This window comes from Paenibacillus sp. FSL H7-0442 (assembly GCF_038593105.1).
Lineage (GTDB): Bacteria > Bacillota > Bacilli > Paenibacillales > Paenibacillaceae > Paenibacillus > Paenibacillus polymyxa_D.
Genome location: NZ_CP151963.1, coordinates 504,219 through 520,907 on the forward strand (window position 1 = coordinate 504,219; position 16,689 = coordinate 520,907).

17 protein-coding genes are annotated in these 16,689 nt (G+C 47.5%); 11 read left to right on the forward strand and 6 right to left on the reverse strand.

Annotation, left to right across the window (positions count from 1 at the left end):
* Positions 1-71: 71 nt before the first annotated feature.
* Genes MHH57_RS02220 through MHH57_RS02240 form a run of 5 tightly spaced genes read left to right on the forward strand, consistent with a single transcriptional unit; the run spans position 72 to position 4,594 of the window.
* Positions 72-746 carry a response regulator transcription factor gene (locus MHH57_RS02220; RefSeq protein WP_029514713.1) on the forward strand — a complete coding sequence of 225 codons (675 nt, stop codon included), beginning with the start codon at positions 72-74 and terminating at the stop codon, positions 744-746.
* The gene (locus tag MHH57_RS02225; protein WP_342434779.1) at positions 746-2,176 is read left to right on the forward strand and encodes a HAMP domain-containing sensor histidine kinase; all 1,431 of its coding nucleotides are present in this window, start codon (positions 746-748) and stop codon (positions 2,174-2,176) included. The genes MHH57_RS02220 and MHH57_RS02225 overlap by 1 nt, the downstream gene beginning before the upstream one ends.
* Before the next feature lie 59 nt (positions 2,177-2,235).
* Entirely contained in the window at positions 2,236-3,153 is a 918-nt protein-coding gene (locus tag MHH57_RS02230; RefSeq protein WP_342434780.1) for an ATP-binding cassette domain-containing protein, read from the forward strand.
* Positions 3,150-3,866 (forward strand): ABC transporter permease, encoded by a 717-nt coding sequence (locus tag MHH57_RS02235; protein ID WP_029514716.1) that lies wholly within the window; start codon positions 3,150-3,152, stop codon positions 3,864-3,866. The genes MHH57_RS02230 and MHH57_RS02235 overlap by 4 nt, the downstream gene beginning before the upstream one ends.
* Complete coding sequence (locus MHH57_RS02240) at positions 3,866-4,594, forward strand: ABC transporter permease (RefSeq protein ID WP_069010775.1); 729 nt, start codon at positions 3,866-3,868, stop codon at positions 4,592-4,594. Before MHH57_RS02235 ends, MHH57_RS02240 begins: the two co-directional genes overlap by 1 nt.
* 71 nt (positions 4,595-4,665) lie before the next feature.
* Here MHH57_RS02240 and MHH57_RS02245 read toward each other — a convergent pair whose 3' ends face one another.
* Positions 4,666-5,622: an L-lactate dehydrogenase gene (locus MHH57_RS02245; RefSeq protein ID WP_165147978.1), complete on the reverse strand. Its 957-nt coding sequence runs from the start codon at positions 5,620-5,622 to the stop codon at positions 4,666-4,668.
* A gap of 534 nt (positions 5,623-6,156) precedes the next feature.
* Here MHH57_RS02245 and MHH57_RS02250 point away from each other — a divergent pair.
* The 3 genes from MHH57_RS02250 (at position 6,157) to MHH57_RS02260 (ending at position 7,950) form a co-directional block, all read left to right on the forward strand.
* Complete coding sequence (locus tag MHH57_RS02250; protein ID WP_029514719.1) at positions 6,157-6,978, forward strand: MerR family transcriptional regulator; 822 nt, start codon at positions 6,157-6,159, stop codon at positions 6,976-6,978.
* A gap of 139 nt (positions 6,979-7,117) precedes the next feature.
* Positions 7,118-7,684: an RNA 2'-phosphotransferase gene (locus MHH57_RS02255; protein WP_029514720.1), complete on the forward strand. Its 567-nt coding sequence runs from the start codon at positions 7,118-7,120 to the stop codon at positions 7,682-7,684.
* Between the two features lie 146 nt (positions 7,685-7,830).
* Entirely contained in the window at positions 7,831-7,950 is a 120-nt protein-coding gene (locus tag MHH57_RS02260; RefSeq protein ID WP_013369112.1) for a hypothetical protein, read from the forward strand.
* A 162-nt stretch (positions 7,951-8,112) separates the two neighbouring features.
* On the opposite strand, the gene gntK is transcribed toward MHH57_RS02260, so the two are convergent.
* The 3 genes from gntK to MHH57_RS02275 all read right to left on the reverse strand — a co-directional run bounded on the left by gntK (position 8,113) and on the right by MHH57_RS02275 (position 11,893).
* Positions 8,113-9,660: a gluconokinase gene (gene gntK, locus MHH57_RS02265; protein ID WP_318627651.1), complete on the reverse strand. Its 1,548-nt coding sequence runs from the start codon at positions 9,658-9,660 to the stop codon at positions 8,113-8,115.
* Positions 9,661-9,701: 41 nt separating this feature from the next.
* The gene (locus MHH57_RS02270) at positions 9,702-11,063 is read right to left on the reverse strand and encodes a GntP family permease (RefSeq protein WP_318627650.1); all 1,362 of its coding nucleotides are present in this window, start codon (positions 11,061-11,063) and stop codon (positions 9,702-9,704) included.
* 131 nt (positions 11,064-11,194) lie between these two features.
* Positions 11,195-11,893: a GntR family transcriptional regulator gene (locus MHH57_RS02275; protein ID WP_342434781.1), complete on the reverse strand. Its 699-nt coding sequence runs from the start codon at positions 11,891-11,893 to the stop codon at positions 11,195-11,197.
* A gap of 193 nt (positions 11,894-12,086) precedes the next feature.
* Here MHH57_RS02275 and map point away from each other — a divergent pair, with 193 nt between their 5' ends.
* On the forward strand, positions 12,087-12,833 hold the full coding sequence (map, locus tag MHH57_RS02280) for a type I methionyl aminopeptidase (protein WP_013308498.1): 747 nt from the start codon (positions 12,087-12,089) through the stop codon (positions 12,831-12,833).
* A gap of 638 nt (positions 12,834-13,471) precedes the next feature.
* On the forward strand, positions 13,472-14,434 hold the full coding sequence (locus tag MHH57_RS02285) for a glycosyl hydrolase (RefSeq protein ID WP_342434782.1): 963 nt from the start codon (positions 13,472-13,474) through the stop codon (positions 14,432-14,434).
* A 156-nt stretch (positions 14,435-14,590) separates the two neighbouring features.
* On the opposite strand, the gene MHH57_RS02290 is transcribed toward MHH57_RS02285, so the two are convergent.
* A complete protein-coding gene (locus MHH57_RS02290; protein ID WP_029514725.1) occupies positions 14,591-15,088 on the reverse strand; it encodes a cytochrome c biogenesis protein CcdC in 498 nt (165 codons plus the stop codon).
* 167 nt (positions 15,089-15,255) lie between these two features.
* Positions 15,256-15,732, reverse strand: coding sequence for a disulfide oxidoreductase (locus MHH57_RS02295; protein ID WP_039270297.1), 477 nt, complete (start codon positions 15,730-15,732; stop codon positions 15,256-15,258).
* A 236-nt stretch (positions 15,733-15,968) separates the two neighbouring features.
* Between MHH57_RS02295 and MHH57_RS02300 the strand changes: the two genes are divergently transcribed.
* The gene (locus MHH57_RS02300) at positions 15,969-16,595 is read left to right on the forward strand and encodes a nitroreductase family protein (RefSeq protein ID WP_069010781.1); all 627 of its coding nucleotides are present in this window, start codon (positions 15,969-15,971) and stop codon (positions 16,593-16,595) included.
* Positions 16,596-16,689 lie beyond the last annotated feature (94 nt).

Below are 16,689 nucleotides of genomic sequence, written 5' to 3' on the forward strand. Positions count from 1 at the left end.
TAAGTGGGTTATGTACCATAAATGCTATAATGCCCATTACATAAAAGAAAAACGATAAGTAGGTGCTCATGATGAAAACAAATGTGTTATACATCGAAGATGACCAGGATATCGGTGCTTGGACGCATCAGTATTTGGAAGAGCGGAATTACGCTGTAGTATGGCTTCGCAGCGGGGATGGGGCTGTGGAGGCAGCCCGTACGTGCCAACTCGTGATTTTGGATGTGATGTTACCTGGTCTGGATGGATTCACCATAGGGAAACGGCTCAAGAAAGAGTACCCGGAGCTTCCCATTCTCATGTTGTCTGCTCGTACCTCCATAGACGATAAACTGCAAGGACTGGATTTCGCCGACGATTATGTAACCAAGCCCTTTCACCCGGACGAGCTCATAGCACGTATGGAGATTTTGCTGCGCCGATCAGGAACCGTGCCTGAAGAATCCTTACAACTGGGGCATCTCTCTGTGTTCTCTCCTGATAACCGTATTGTGAACCGTGATACCGGGGAGGAAATTACACTGACAGGCAAGCAATATCACATTTTTGCTTATTTACTGCGGCATTTGGGCCAGATTATGACGAAAGAGCAAATGTATGAAGCGGTCTGGGGAGATCCATATATCGACGGAGACAAAACTTTAATGGTTCACATCCGACACCTGCGCGAAAAGCTGGAGATTGATCCTGCGACACCTCGCATCATTGAGACGATCCGTGGTGTAGGATATCGGGTGAAAGCATAATGAACAGGACGCGCAAGGGTTGGAGGAGGTTGCATCCCAGCTCTAAGCCGGATCAGGGAGGTCGGTTTCGCAGTTCACTGTTGTTCCGTTATCTGGTCATCATTGTGGTTGCTATGATGCTGTTGCCCATTGTGTTGCCTGCTACAGCCTTGATATATAGCGTGTTATTCAATTGGGGGGCGGGGTCCAAGCCTAAAAACGCTTACTATCCCTCTGCTACCCATACCGAAAATAGCTGGCATCGCGAAGCTGTAGCCTTGAAGGGAGCCACACCAGAGCAAATCTCAGTCCATCTGCGCAAAATACAACAAGATATGTTCCCTAAATCCCAAATATTTTGGGTGGATACCGCAGGGTTAACTAGGTTGGAGTTACCGACCCAACCTAACCTGCCAAAACAATGGAACGCTGCGCAGGCTATAGCTTTTATGAAGCAAGCAAGCTATGAGGGGCCGTTTACGGTAGTAGCCTTTATTGGCGGGGGCAAGAATGATGTAAATCAGGGCTATATGGTATTAAAAGTGCCTCGTTCGTTCTTTGAACAGCCACCTACTGATAGTAGTATGTTGATGTACTATTTCTTTTTTATTGTATTGATTTTGGGCGCTTTTATATCCGTATCTCTTCTGTTTTTTGGAGACATTCGGCGTAGACTGTTGCAGCTTCAGGCCGCCATGTCGCAGCGAGGAGAGGACGGCTTGCCTATTCTTGTTGCCACTGGACGCCCGGATGAAATCGGCAAGCTGGAAGAAGCATTTAATCAGATGGTCGAGCAGTTGGCAGAGAGTCGGGGACGTGAGCGTCAGGAGGAAGAGCTACGGAAGAGACTGGTCGCGGATCTGTCACACGATATTCGGACGCCGCTTACGGTCGTGCGTAGCCATCTGTATACACTAGATGGTGAAAATCTCAGCAGCAGAGGGAAACAGTCGATTACACTAATGGAAAACAAGCTAAAGGACCTTGGGAGTCTGATCGACAACTTGCTGACCTATAATCTCCTATCCAGTGGCAAATACACCATGAATAACACACCGCGTGATATCCTGCGACTGGTGCGTGAGTGTGCGGCCAGCTGGTACCCGGTGTGGGAAAAAGAAGGCTTTGAAGTGGATATCGACCTGCCTGAGCATAGTATGGTGTGGAATGTCGATGAGCAAGGCTTCCGCCGTTTGCTGGACAATCTCTTTCAAAATGTAGTTCGCCATGCTGCCTCAGGCCGATATATTGGTGTTCAAGTCCAGAAGGATAATGGGACAGAGGCATTGGTTATCACAGATAAAGGGCCTGGTATGGAGCAACAGTCCAGTGAAAAAGGAGCCGGGATTGGTTTAGCGATTACAGAACTGCTGGCTCGTGAAATGAATTTGGAGAGGGAGATTTTCAGTTCATCAGCCGGGACCCGAATCCGTTTTTTAAACAAAACTTAAACTCAGAGTTCCCTTGGCTTTAAACTTGGCACGTTACGATAGGTGTCGAGGTGAGGAACTTGAACGAATACATTATTGAAACGAACAGTCTCAGCAAAATATACAAAGGCCGCGCGGCGGTTAATCAGCTGGACCTGAAAATAGCTCGGGGAGATATTTACGGATTTCTGGGTCCAAATGGAGCAGGGAAAACGACAACGATCCGCATGCTGCTTGGACTTATTCGCCAAACTCGAGGAACGATCCGTATATTCGGCAAAGATATTCGCAGACATAAGCTTGATATTTTGCGTAAAGTCGGCTCGTTGGTGGAGTATCCTTCGTATTATGGTCATTTGAACGCCATTGAAAATCTGGAGGCCATTCGCCGTATTTTGAATGTACCCAAGCAAAACATTGCGGAAGTGTTAGAGGTCGTCCGACTGACCAAGCATGCCAAACGTCCAGTCAAAGGCTACTCGCTGGGCATGAAGCAGAGACTTGGTATTGCAGCAGCCCTGCTTGGGAATCCAGAAGTGCTCATTTTGGATGAGCCTACGAATGGTTTGGACCCGGAGGGTATTCAGGAAATGCGCACATTGATTCAGGCGATGCCCAAGCAACGGGGGATCACCGTACTGGTATCCAGCCATCTGTTGAGCGAGGTAGAGCATATGGCGAATACCGTAGGTATTATTCGTGAAGGAGAGCTGGTCTTTCAAAACACGATTCATAATCTCCGTCAGGAATCCGCGGGCGGAATTCGGATCGTCGTGTCGGAACCGGAAGCAGCCCAATTGATTGCGCGTGAGCAGGGCTACCATTCGGTGAAGGACGGATCGGCGCTGGAGTTCGAGAACATGAATGATGCGGCTGTTGCGCTGCTGGTCAGAAGATTGGTCGAAAATACGCATGCCGTATACCGTGTGGAGGAACGCCGCAAATCGCTGGAGGATATGTTCATGCAGGTGGTGGGCAAAGGAGGGGCTTCCTTATGATGCTGCGAGCACTCACGGCGGATCTGCTCAAAGCACGCAGAAAGGGAATCTGGTTCTTGGTGTTCCTCGGTCCCCTTGGGCTGGTGGCCATGCAGGCGCTCAACTTTGGACTTCGATATGACTATCTGATTCCGCGTAACAAGGGTCATCTGTGGGAAGTTTTGATGGATAACATCGCTCTTTTTGTACCCCTTGCGCTGGTGCTAGGAGCTACTATGGTGGCTTCCATGTTGGCGAATGTGGAGCATACATCTAACTCATGGAAGCAGTTGCTGGCCTTGCCGATTTCCAAATTCAGCGTCTATATGGCCAAGCTGACGTTGGCGATTGGGATGCTGTGTGTGTCCTGTCTACTCCTGACGGTAGGGACTTGGGTGTTGGGAATGATCCTTGGCTTCGGGGGAGAACCTGCACCCGTAGGAGAACTGCTACGACTCGGATTTTGGCCCTTAGGCGGCACGTTGCCTATGCTCGTATTATTGTTGTGGTTAACAGTCACATTCCATAATCAAGCGCTACCTGTAACACTGGGCATTACGTTAGGCATCGGCAGCTTGTTTGCTTCACAGCTGTCCGAATGGTTTCCATTGGCCTGGCCTCAATTCGCCTGGGTTGCACCTCAAGCGTGGATGTTTGCGTCCGTCGGGTGCGGAACGGGTATGCTTCTCAGCCTGCTGACAGCGGCCCATTTTAGCCGAAAGGATGTGGCGTAATGTTCGGAGGATATGCACGGTTACTTTCTGTTGAACGGTTGAAAATGGCGAAATCGCCCGTCTGGCTGCTCGCGCTCGTCAGCCCGGCGATTGCCGTCCTGATTGGTTTGCTGGCGAATCCGGGAGGGAACTGGCTGTTGCTGTTGTCAGCCATGCTTACAGTTCATGCGCTGCTGTTCCTGCCGATGCTGACGGCCGTGTTTGGGTCTCTGGTCTGCCGTTTCGAGCATGGGGGCGGCGGCTGGAAGCAGCTGATGTCATTGCCATTGTCCCGCACCAGTCTGTACGCAGCTAAGCTGACTATCATTATGGCCTTGGTCGGATTGACCCAGCTACTGTTCGGGGGAGCGTTGCTGAGTGTTGGAGCTGTGCAGGGGATGAACGGACCGATTCCTTGGGCTGTGATCGCTCAAAGTCTGCTCGCAGGCTGGGTAGCCTGCCTGCCGCTGGCTGCGTTGCAGTTGATGGTATCCTTCTTGTGGTCCAGCTTTGCCGCACCGCTTGCGTTGAATTTTGTGTTCACCGTGCCGAATATTCTGGTCGCCAATTCTCAAACCTACGGTCCGTACTATCCATGGACACAGCCTTTATTGGCGATGATGCCGAGTGGAAGAGACAACTTTGGGGCGTTCATGGTGCCAACTGATACACTATTGACGGTTATAATGGGCAGCTTTGTCGTATTTACGTTGGCGGGACTGACGGTATTTCGTTATAAAGAGATATAGGGCGAAATACGGGGATTGCAAAAACTCCTTATCCTCAATGAGGGTAAGGAGTTTTTTTCTGTGCTATTGGTTTACACTAAGTCTGAAATGGCACGGATATTATTGCTGATAAAGTGGCAAGAGGCGTCGAACTTCGCTTGTTCCTCTGGACTTAGTTCCAACTCGATGACCTCTTGAATTCCTCCGCTGCCGATAATCGCTGGAACGCCTGTGCAGACATGGGTGTGCCCGTACTCGCCGTCCAATACAGCAGAGACCGCTATAATTTTACCATCATCATTTAAAATGGAACGGGTAATGTATGCCAGAGCATTGGCAATACCAAAATAAGTGGCGCCTTTGCGGGTGAAGATTTCCCAGCCTGCATCCCTGGTTTTACGGGCAATGTCGTCCAGATCGACGTGGCTGAATCGTTCCTTATGCTGCCGTAAAATGTGTAAAAGCGGCTTACCGCCAATCGTTACGTGTGACCAGGCAACGAATTGGGATTCGCCATGCTCGCCAAGAGCATATCCTTGTACGCTGCGTGGATCTATGGAAAACACCTCAGAAAGCAACGTCTTGAGCCGGGACGAGTCGATAGAGGTGCCCGTGCCGATCACCTTGTTGCGCGGCAGACCGGATATACTTTGTACCATATACGTTACAATGTCGACAGGATTAGCGGCAATGACGAATATACCGTCGAAGCCACCCTCCATAATCGCTGTTACAATCTCTCTGGTGATAAGCACTGCGTCGTCCAGTACAGACAGGCGGTCTTGACCTGGTCTAGGGTTGGCTCCAGCCGTTATAATCACCACGTCCATATCCGTGCAGTCTGCATACGTGCCTGCACGTACCTTAGTGCGTGTGGACGTAAACTCCATACAATGGGACAGATCCAGTGCATGGGCCAAAGCCCGATCATACGTGCGGTCAATCATCATGATTTCATCACAAATGGACTGATTAACCATTGAGTAGGCACAGCTCGAACCGACCATTCCCGCGCCGACAATAGCTACTTTCCTTGCCTTCCCCTTCATCTATGTTGCCTCCTCGTTCCAGCGAACGTTAATATGCTACAAATTATGCCTGAAATCCATTTTACGTTACATAACATAACATATTGCTGATCTTTTGAAAATATCCATTTTTTTGTCTCCATTCCGGAAAATTAAAAATGAACTGTGAAAGAGGTGTCTTTCTGCGATTAATTGTAGAATGAACGTAAATTATCAATACTTTTACTGGAAGGTAGGAGAGTGCATTTCAATTTATATTTAAGGTGACCGCTGTATAAATTATAACATGAACTATGTTGATGGAAGGAATAGTGCCATAGGAATTATAAAAGTATGACATTTATGTGACGCTCTTTAAAGAGTCTTTAGTGTACATAGAACGAAGTATTCTCTGCAATGTCGTTTCTTGTATTTCTACAAAGATTCCGTTATGACAAAGGTTCTTAGCAGTCTGCAATATTAGAACATTTTTGCCAAAGGGTTTCCAATGGATTTCGCGAATTCTACATATACAAGCTTATTTCTTTCCATACCATCCGGGGAGGTAATGATTAAATGGAAGAAATCAAATCGACGACGGAAGCAGCAAAACAGTTGGGAATCGGGGCGAGTACCCTTCGTAAATATGCAGCGGCGCTGGAGGAGCAGGGGTATGTGTTTCAGCGTTCCGCGAATCAATCAAGAATGTTCAGTGCTGAGGATGTTGAGTGCTTGAAGGTGATGCGGAGGGCGTTGCGTGAGCAGCATATGACGATGGAGCAGGCGGTTCAGGTGGTGCTTGAGAGAGTGACCGCTCCCTTTCCAATGGAGGATGAGGAATTCCGCTTGCCACCCATCTCGGATGCTGAGTCACTGACCGCAACCTGGGAAGAAATAATGGCGGCGGCTGAAGGCAGGGAAGAGACGGTCATGCAGGCTCAAGTCGCTGCTACGGTTGAACTGACAGAGTTACAGGATGAAATGAATGCTCAGACACTGTCAGAAGAACCCATGCAGCTACAGTTGCAGGAAGAGTTCCAGACTTTGGCATCAACTATTGAGTATAGATTGAAGCAAGCGCCTGTATCTGTACAAACACAGGAGTCCGTAGAGCCACAAGAACTGGCGCAGATGCAGGACATGGTGCAAAACGCTTTGTTGGAAATGCGGAGCCGTTTGGAGGAACTGGAAGCAGAGCACAGCCGTTTGGTGGAAAAGAATATCAACTTGTCTAACCAACTGGAGGATCAAAAACGCTGGATGAAAGAAAAGATCGACGAGGAACGGGATCGGCAGTTAATTACGAATTTGCGTACCTACCAGGGCAGACAACGAAAATCGCGCAGTTCGTTGTTGTCCTGGCTTGGTCTGACACCACGCAGACGCAGAGAGGCATAACTAGCATCTTTTCTGATAAAGACCATCAGACCTTCCCGGTTCTGATGGTCTTTTAGCGTATAAAGAAGAAATAAGAGGAATCCTTAATTTTATGTAGAAATATCTTTTGATCTACTATATTAAAGGAAGGAGAAATTCAATGAAGAAACAAAAGGAAGATATGAAGCTAAGTAAAATAATGAGCAAAATGCTGCGACACAAACCCGAGGAATCCGGGCTAAAGTTAGACATTACAGACGGCTCTTGTACTGTGGAACACTTACTTCAAATCATTCAAAGCTTGCCAGGCTGGTCAGGTGTAAAGCAGACTGATATTGAGCGGATCGTGCGCAATTCAGATAAGCAGCGTTTTGAAATCCATAACGGTAGAATCAGAGCTAGATATGGACATAGCTATCAAAAGATAGAGTATACTCCCGGGAATCCACCAGATGTACTATACCATGGTACGAATAAGCAAGCATTGCCATTTATTATGGCGGATGGTTTAGATCCTGTTGGCAGAAAGTATGTACATTTATCTGAAAGCACTAACTTTGCAGCATTAGCAGGGAGCCGAAGAGGTGAATTGGTCATGCTCAAGGTAAACACGATTAAAGCAAGAGAAGAGGGAATCGCATTTTATTATGCAGGGCATGAGGTGTGGCTTGCTGAGTGGATTCCTTGGGACTTGTGCAGTATTGATGATGAAGAGAGCAACACTTGAGGGGTTCTATAATTTTGAGGTTAATACATAATGCTAGTCTCCAAAATAAACAGGCATTCGCCGTAAAAATGGGGGAATGCCCCCCTTACGCATTTGACCAGGTCTACATACAATGATCCTGTAAATGAGCGAAGGGAGTGTTGTAAATGAGTCATATGTGCGGAGTAGGCGGTATGGGTTGCGGCGTAGGCGCATGGACCTCTGTAGGAGCGATTCTGGTTCTGTTTATTTTGTTGGTGATCATCTCTAAAACCCTGTTTCTGTAATTTCGGTCTTGGCCGATTTCCTGTAAAATGCACGAATGCTGCTCTACGTGACGAAGGGCGCACAACAATAAAGCGAAGACCCTTGATGAGAAGGGTCTTCGCTTTACAAGTTTAAGGGCCTATGGCTTCGCTGCTGTAACTCCATTCGGTTTACCTTGTAACTCAAGACTGTAGGGACTTGGCTTGAAATTCCGCAATATCCTTGAATTCTTCTTCGAATTTACGTGAAATGCGAATATAAATCGGCAGTAAATCGCGATAAATATCCACGTGTTCTGCTACCGGTTTGTGCTGGTGAGTGGTACCAATCATACCAGACACAGCATCCAGCGAATCAATCCGTCCCAGTGCGTACAAGCCTAGAATAGCTGCACCCAGACATGAGCTTTCCAGACTTTCGGGAATAATGACTTCCTGATCAAATATATCTGCCATGAGCTGTCTCCATAGCTCCGAGCGTGCAAATCCACCCGTGGCGTGAATGACTGACGGTCTGTCGATGACTTCTTCCATGGCGAGCATGACGGTATACAAATTGAACAGCACACCCTCCAGAGCGGCGCGAATCATATGCTCTTTTTTGTGACGCAGGGACAGACCGAAGAAGGAGCCGCGAGCATTCGGGTCCCATAGGGGCGCACGTTCACCGGATAAGTACGGAAGAAAGAGCAGACCGTCGGAGCCAGGACGTACCTGTTCCGCAATTTGGGTCAGCACATGATATGGATCAAGTCCCAGTCGTTTGGCCGTTTCCACTTCGGAGGCTGCAAATTCATCCCGGATCCAGCGGAAGACTATACCTCCGTTGTTCACCGGGCCGCCGATGACCCACAGCTTTTCGGTCAAGGCATAACAGAAAAAGCGCCCTTTGGCATCCGTGAGCGGCTTATCAACTACGGTGCGGATGGCTCCGCTGGTGCCGATGGTAACAGCGACAACTCCAGGCTTGATCGCATTCACACCGAGGTTGGACAAGACACCGTCGCTGGCCCCGATCACAAAAGGAGTCGTCTTCAGTAGGCCCATGTCATGTGCATAGGTCTCATCCAGCCCTTTGAGCACATGAGTTGTCGGCACCAGCTCGGATAGCTGCTCCTTCGTCACACCTGCAATATGCAGCGCTTCCTCGTCCCAGTTCAACTGCTGCAAATTCATGAGTCCGGTTGCAGAGGCAATCGAGTGGTCCACGACATATTGGTGGAATAACCGGGCAAAAACGTACTCCTTAATGGAAATGAATTTGTACGTCTGGGTCGCAACATCTGGTAAATCCCGTGTAATCCACATTAGTTTTGTGAGCGGTGACATAGGATGAATAGGCGTTCCGGTACGTAAGTAAATATCGTGTCCGTTGTATTCATGTTTGAGCGCTTCGGCCCATTTGGCGCTACGGTTATCTGCCCAAGTGATAGAGGCGGTCAGAGGTTTTCCATTCTTATCCACCGCCAGTACACTGTGCATGGCCGAACTGAAGGAGACGAACAGCACATGCTCGGCTGACACTCCGCTTTGTTTCATGACCTCTTGCACCGTCGTCACAACAGCTTTGAAAATATCTTCCGGATCTTGTTCTGCCGCATCCGGCTCAGGTGTATGGAGCGGATAACCCACATGGTGCTGGGCGGCAATATTGCCGTTTTCTTCGAAAAGAACTGCTTTGGTACTGGTAGTACCGATATCGACGCCGATCATATATCGGGTGTCTGTCATATTCAATCTCCCCTTCACTTACCGTTATTAGCTCATTAACGTTAAGTTAACACACTCAGCAGCATAATCAAACCGAAAGCGACCAGGGAGAGGATGGTTTCCATAACGGTCCATGATTTTAGAGTCTGCGGAACCGTCATATTGAAAAATTCTTTAATCATCCAAAAACCGGCGTCATTCACATGAGACAAGATCAGCGACCCTGCTCCTGTAGCAAGGACGACCAGTTCGACATTCGCGCCGGGTGTAAGTGCCAGCACAGGTGCGACAATACCGGAGCCTGTCGTCATCGCGACTGTCGCTGACCCAGTGGCTACACGAATGAGCGCAGCGACCAGAAAAGCAAATACAATCACATTCATATGGGCTCCTGTAGCGACCGCTGCAATGGCCTGACCTACACCGCTGTTGATCAATACCGTTTTAAATGCACCACCGCTCCCGATAATTAAGATAATAGAGGCTGTTGGTGCCAGACATTCACTGGTAAAACGGGACAAGTCCTCTTTCTTTAGACCACGTGCATAGCCTAGCGAGAAAAAAGAAAACACGGCCGCAATCAGTAATGCCATAACCTCATCACCAATGAATTTGAAAAATACAGTGAGCGGATGTGTATTGGCCGGGTCTACAATTTCAGCGACTGATCCGCTAAGCATTAGAATAACAGGTAACAAAATGGTGAACAAAGTAATCCAAAAGGGAGGCAACGACCGCCCCGTCGTATTTCTGAACTGCTCGTCCAGCCTCTCGGAAGGTCTGACCATGATTCTTTTGCCAATCCAAGCGCCGAAGACCGGGCCTGCAATAATGGCGGATGGGATGCCCACGATGAGTGCATATCCTATCGTGCGTCCAATATTGGCGTTAAAGGCTTCAATCGCGATCATCGGAGCCGGGTGGGGTGGTAAAAGGCCGTGTACCGTCGATAGTCCTGCCAGCATTGGAATACCGATTTTCAGCAGAGACATGTTCATTTTACGGGCAACCGTGAACAGGATGGGAATTAATAAAATAATACCAACCTCAAAAAACACCGGAATTCCCACGATAAAGCCTACGATCATCATCGCCCAATGAACGCGTTTTTCACCAAAACGATCCATCAGTGTAGTCGCGATGCGTTCGGCACCGCCAGATTCTGCCATCATTTTACCGAGCATTGTGCCTAAACCGATCACGATGGCGATGGAGCCAAGTGTACTGCCGAGCCCTTTGGTGATGGAGGCAGTAACTTCATGACCAGGCATCCCGTTAACCAGTCCGAGAAATACCGACGAAAGCAGCAGTGAAACGAAGGGATTCCATTTGAATTTAGCAATCAGCAAAATCAAAAGAATGACGGTAACTAGCGCCCATATGAGCAGGGACGCGTTATGGCTTAAGCCGAATAATGTGTTCATGAAGGTATGCCTCCTTATTCTTATATGTATAGCTAAATGTATACTTGTCGACAACTTCAATTAAAAGAGAGCCGCGCCAGCGAGAAACGCATAAAGCGCGGTACATCTGCTCTTTGTCACGCATATTGTGGCTAGGACGATGTCTTTCTTCTGTAGGGAGACAGGACGCTATCGTTAACCGCGTTGCGGGTATCTCGATAATGATCCTCAATAAATCCTGACAACTCCTGAGCATCCCCCTGATTTAAAGCGTTTGCAAAGGTTCGATGTTTGTGAATCGTGACTTGTGATTCTTCGATGTTGGACGCAAATCGTTGTTCTGTTGCAGCTAACATGACCGTCAGGATTAGCTGTCTCATGCCATTCCAGGTATGAAGAATACGGGTATGGCCAGCTTCCAGAACCAGAGCTTCATGAAAATTAAAATCCTGAAGAGAAAATTCAACGACATCCCTGTACTTGAGAGCGACTTCCATTTTGTCAATCATCTGATTCAAAACAGTCACCAATGTGGCATTATCACTATGTACATACCTTTGTACAACAAAATGTTCAATCAGCATTCGCACATCGAGTAGCTCCTCCATATCACCGGGTGTCATGCCGACGACAATCGCCCCCATGCGCTCCAAACGGATCAGTCCTTCACCCGAGAGTGCCTTCAAGGCTTCACGCACCGGAGAACGACTGGTACCAAAATCGGCAGCAATCTGATTCTCAGATAGCACAGTGCCTGGTGTCTGAACGCCGCGTATAATCTGAAGCCGAAGTTCACAAGCAATCCTTTCCCCAAGCGATGCGCCCTGTAACCAGGTTGTTGGATATTTCATAGGATACTCCTATCTAGGAAATGATTTTGCATACTGGTATACAAGTTATGGAATATTATATACCCCGTTTAAGATCCTTGTAAACGGTATCAGTTGACATCGGTTCCATTTCGCTGCTTTTAGCGTTACAATAGAAGTAGAAAAAAGAAGCAGTGAAAAGTGGAACGAACACGGAAAAGAAGGAGACCGTTTAATGATTATCATTAAAACCAAAGAACAAATTGAAAATATGAAAAAAGCTGGAGACATTTTGGCTGCTTGCCACCGGGAAATTGCCAAAATGATCAAGCCGGGCATTACGACACTGGAAATTGACGCCTTTGCGGAATCCTTTATGAAGAAGCATGGCGCAACACCGGAGCAAAAGGGCTATAACGGCTACCAGTTTGCAACTTGTGGCTCACCTAACGATGTGATTTGCCACGGCTTTCCGAATAAGACACCGTTGAAGGACGGGGACATCGTGACGATCGACATGGTTGTGAACCTGAATGGCTGGCTGGCAGATTCCGCTTGGTCGTATGCGGTGGGTAATGTGTCTGAGCAGGCGCAAAAGCTGCTGGATGTTACCAAGGAATCGCTGTATAAAGGGATTGAGCAAGCCGTTATCGGTAACCGGATCGGTGATATTTCCCATGCGATACAAACCTACGCGGAAGCGGAAGGCTTCTCGGTCGTACGCGAATTTATTGGGCACGGTATCGGAGAAGAGATGCATGAGCAACCGCAGGTTCCACATTACGGACCTCCACACCGTGGACCACGCTTAAAAGAGGGTATGGTCATTACAATTGAGCCGATGCTCAACACAGGCACATACCGCAGTAAAATTGATGCGGACGGCTGGACCGCACGCACGTTGGACGGCGGCTTGTCTGCGCAATACGAGCATACGCTGGCCATTACAGCAGAGGGTCCGATCATTTTGACCCAGCAATAAAAGCAGGCATCCACCGCAAACATACAGACTACCGTGGTGAATGGGCTGGACATATTACAGAAAAGGGGCTGTCCAGGGGACAGTCCCTTTTGCTACGTGCATTCTATAAAGGTCCAGTACATGCGGGGAATAATGGTTTCACCTCCAAAAACCGATTTTGGCCAAAAGGCGAATATCGGTTTTTTTCATTTCATGAGTGCCAGGCCACCATTTTAACGAAATATACACTATGCCATCAGAGTGATCAGCTTAGTTCTGGACGCTAGGATACGCTAAGTGTGTGATTATGAATCTTCTATATAGTACAAAAATAACAATAATTTGAAAACAAATTCATAAGAATGAAATGAAAAAATTTCCTTTATTACACATTTAGTCCCTACCACATTTTGCAGAAATTGTTTGTTCATTGTTATATGAATTATTTTTTTGCTCTAATAGAACTATTTCAACTTTTCTCCCTGATGTCGATGTAATTGAGGATCACAAAAACGTATTCCTTTAGGAAGATGGAGATCCACTCGCTAAAACGAAAAACATGTAGGTTGCGAGTCAGCATTGTCCTAGGGGAATATCGGTCACATCTTAAGTCTTGCAATTACAAGTAGCAAGATATAAACATCAGGAGGATAACCATTATGAATTCATTCAAGAAAATGAAGAGCTTGATCAGCGCTCTGACCGGGGCTGCATTATTATTCTCGCTACCAATGACGGCAGGCGCGGAGAGCAATATCAACTATACTGGCATGTTCCTGGGCTATGACGGAAGTGTAAACACCAGTCCTGTCTGGAACTACAATCCTGACATCGTCTCCTATGATCTGCTGAACTGGAACCAGGGGGGAACCGATGCAGCCTCCATTACCTCCAATAGCGCCTCCGCCATCCAAGCCTTGGGGAAAATCGTCACCGTTTCCACCCACATGCCCAATCCCCAGGGTGGAAATGTAAACGCCCCGATGTCTGATTCCGATTTCGAGATCTTGGCTAATACAGACATTTCATCCATCAATTCGTCCAGCCCCGCATGGCTGCAAAATTATAAGGCCCAGGTTGACAACGTCGTGAACGGCCTGCAAAAGTTTAACTCATCCCCCGTTTACTACAGACCCTTCCATGAAATGAACGGAGGCTGGTTCTGGTGGGGAGACAAGAACACGACGGACTATAAGAACCTGTACATCAATCTGTACAATTACATTGTGACGACCAATGGCATGTCCAACGTCAATTTTGTCTATGCTCCAAATAAAGGAGCCAACGCGGCTGCTTATTACCCCGGCTCCAGCTACGTCACCTGGATTGGCATCGACGCTTACAGCGACGATCCGTCCAATGACAATGAAATTAAGATGGCTTACAATGACATCAAAGGACTTGGCAAAACTTATGGCTTCTGCGAAATTGGACCAGCCGTGGGTGGCGACCATGTGGATCGCAACAATAATCAGCTCAAGGAATTCGATTATTCGCTTTGGAACAAGGCCCTGAATGAAATCTACACTGGAGCAAGCTTCTTTATCACCTGGGACGGCGCTTATGCTCCGCAGAACAACATAAACGGCAGCACGCTGTTTACAAAAGAAAGCTCCCAGTAAGTGCCTAGCGCCCGGCGTTCGGGCAAGACGGAAATGTAGCCTCCGATAGACTAAAAAGACGAAAAGACCAAAAAGGCACGGCCTCCTGGCTGGGAGAACGTGTCCTTTTTTGGTCTATACAGCAATATGCTAGCAAGCATGTTAAAAAACCGTTGGTCAGATGCGGACTTCTGTCTCGTCCGGAACGAATTGACGATATTGAAAATACATACGGAGCCGCCAGTGTAACAAGGTGCCGAAGGCTAGGATGAAAAATAGCCCTGCTGTCTGCGGAATAGTAATGTAATGCTGAATAAATTCATGCAGCAGCAATCGGACGATCAGCAGGCTGAATAGGATAAAGAAGAAGGTACGTGAGCGTTGCACGAAAACCAGCCCTTCTTGCAACTCAAATTTGGTGCTGCGGATCAACGGGTAAGAAAAAATAAACCAGCCGACCAGAAAAGCGCCCAGCGCCCAAAGCCAGGGAACCCGTACTTCCGGCACTACGAACATCATAAAACCGGTGCTCATGCCGAGCGGAGGGATGATGATTTTTTTGGCATTAATCGGGCGATGACCTGTCTTCATACGGATGAAAATAGCCGATATAGCGATTAAGATCATACCGAAGGTTGCGCCATATTGCAGCAATGGGGTGCTAATATGAAACATGGACTGGCCCCCTCTATAAGGAATATAAGCGTTATTGGACAGACTGCAAACCTTTCACATTATACCACATATGCAATGGATATATTTAGTTACAGTCTCTCCCCCGGCAAGCGGATTATACGCCTCTTGGTGATAACACTGGCCCTATAATTGGGTCTCTTTCATACTTATGCGAGTTCTGTTGCTTGTACCTCTCCCTGAGCTGATTTTTTCTCCTTTCGCATGATATAACCCATGGCTACAATAATAAGGATAAAGGCGATCAGTGCGAGAAAAGGAATGGTGATGAAATCGAACCAGTTTAGGTAATCCTGTTCACAGGATACTCTGCCGCAGGAAGTTGAAGTTTGCGTAGCTGCTTTGGCGGCTGCATGGATGCGCTGAATGGTAAAATGATAGGCCGAAATCGCACCTCCAATGATAGCCAACGGCATGACATAACGGCGTATCCCCGAATCCCCTCGAAAATAGGCGATCCCGAGTAGAAGGGTCAGGGGATACATCAGAATGCGCTGAAACCAGCATAGCTTACAAGGCTCATACCCCAAAATCTCGCTGAGATACAGACTGCCCAAAGTTGCCACACAAGCTACAACCCAGGCGGCAAACAAAGCAATATCTGTTTTTTTAAACGATCCAATCATAGTAACGCTCCTTTTTTAATTCAAATGAGAACAAAATGAACTCATTATGTCTTGTCCCATCGGCAGGCATCTGCCGATATGTATGTCTTTATCCGTATTGTACTGTATTTTGAGTGCAGGGTCATACTTAAACATATTGACATGACTAACTATCATTTTTATAATTGCAGTAGTTTGGGAAGTTAATGAGGATTCAAGTTAGATATATATCATAAGAAATTAGGAGTGTGCCCAGAATGTCGAGTAGTCCAAAAAATGAAACCCTATCTACGATTAGTGAAAGACACGCGGTAAAGAGCTATGTTAAGGATTTTAAATTGCCAGAGGAAGATTTGGAGGCTATTTTGACTGCGGCGATAGAAGCTCCTTCCGCTTGGAACCTTCAACATTGGAAATTCCTTGTTATCGAAAGCGAAGCGGACAAGCAGAAATTGCTGCCTATCGCCTATAATCAGGGCCAAGTAGCGGAAAGTTCCGTTACGATTGCCGTATTGGGTGATTTGGAAGCGAACCGCAACACCGTCATTTATGATCAGGCGGTAGAAGCAGGCGCACTGCCAGCGGAAATCCGTGACGCATTGGTAGGTCAAATCAACGGCGCGTACCAAAACCCGCAAGTAGCTCGCGATGCAGCCATCCTGAACTCTGCTCTTGCAGCACAAAATATTATGTTGGCTGCTAAATCTCTGGGCTACGACACTTGCGCAATGGGCGGTTTCATTCCAGCACAATTGATCGAGCAATTCAATATTCCAGCGCGTTACCTGCCAACCCTGCTTATTAGCGTAGGTAAGGCACAAGTGCCAGCACGTCCATCAGGACGTTTTCCACTCTCTGAAGTTGTTGTAAAAGGCAGCTTCTAAGAAGATTTGTGAATATAAAAGGGTGTTCCAGCAACCGTTCGTGGTTGGGGAACACCCTTTTTCACATCGTGTTAGGCTACTAAAGTCCTGTTGT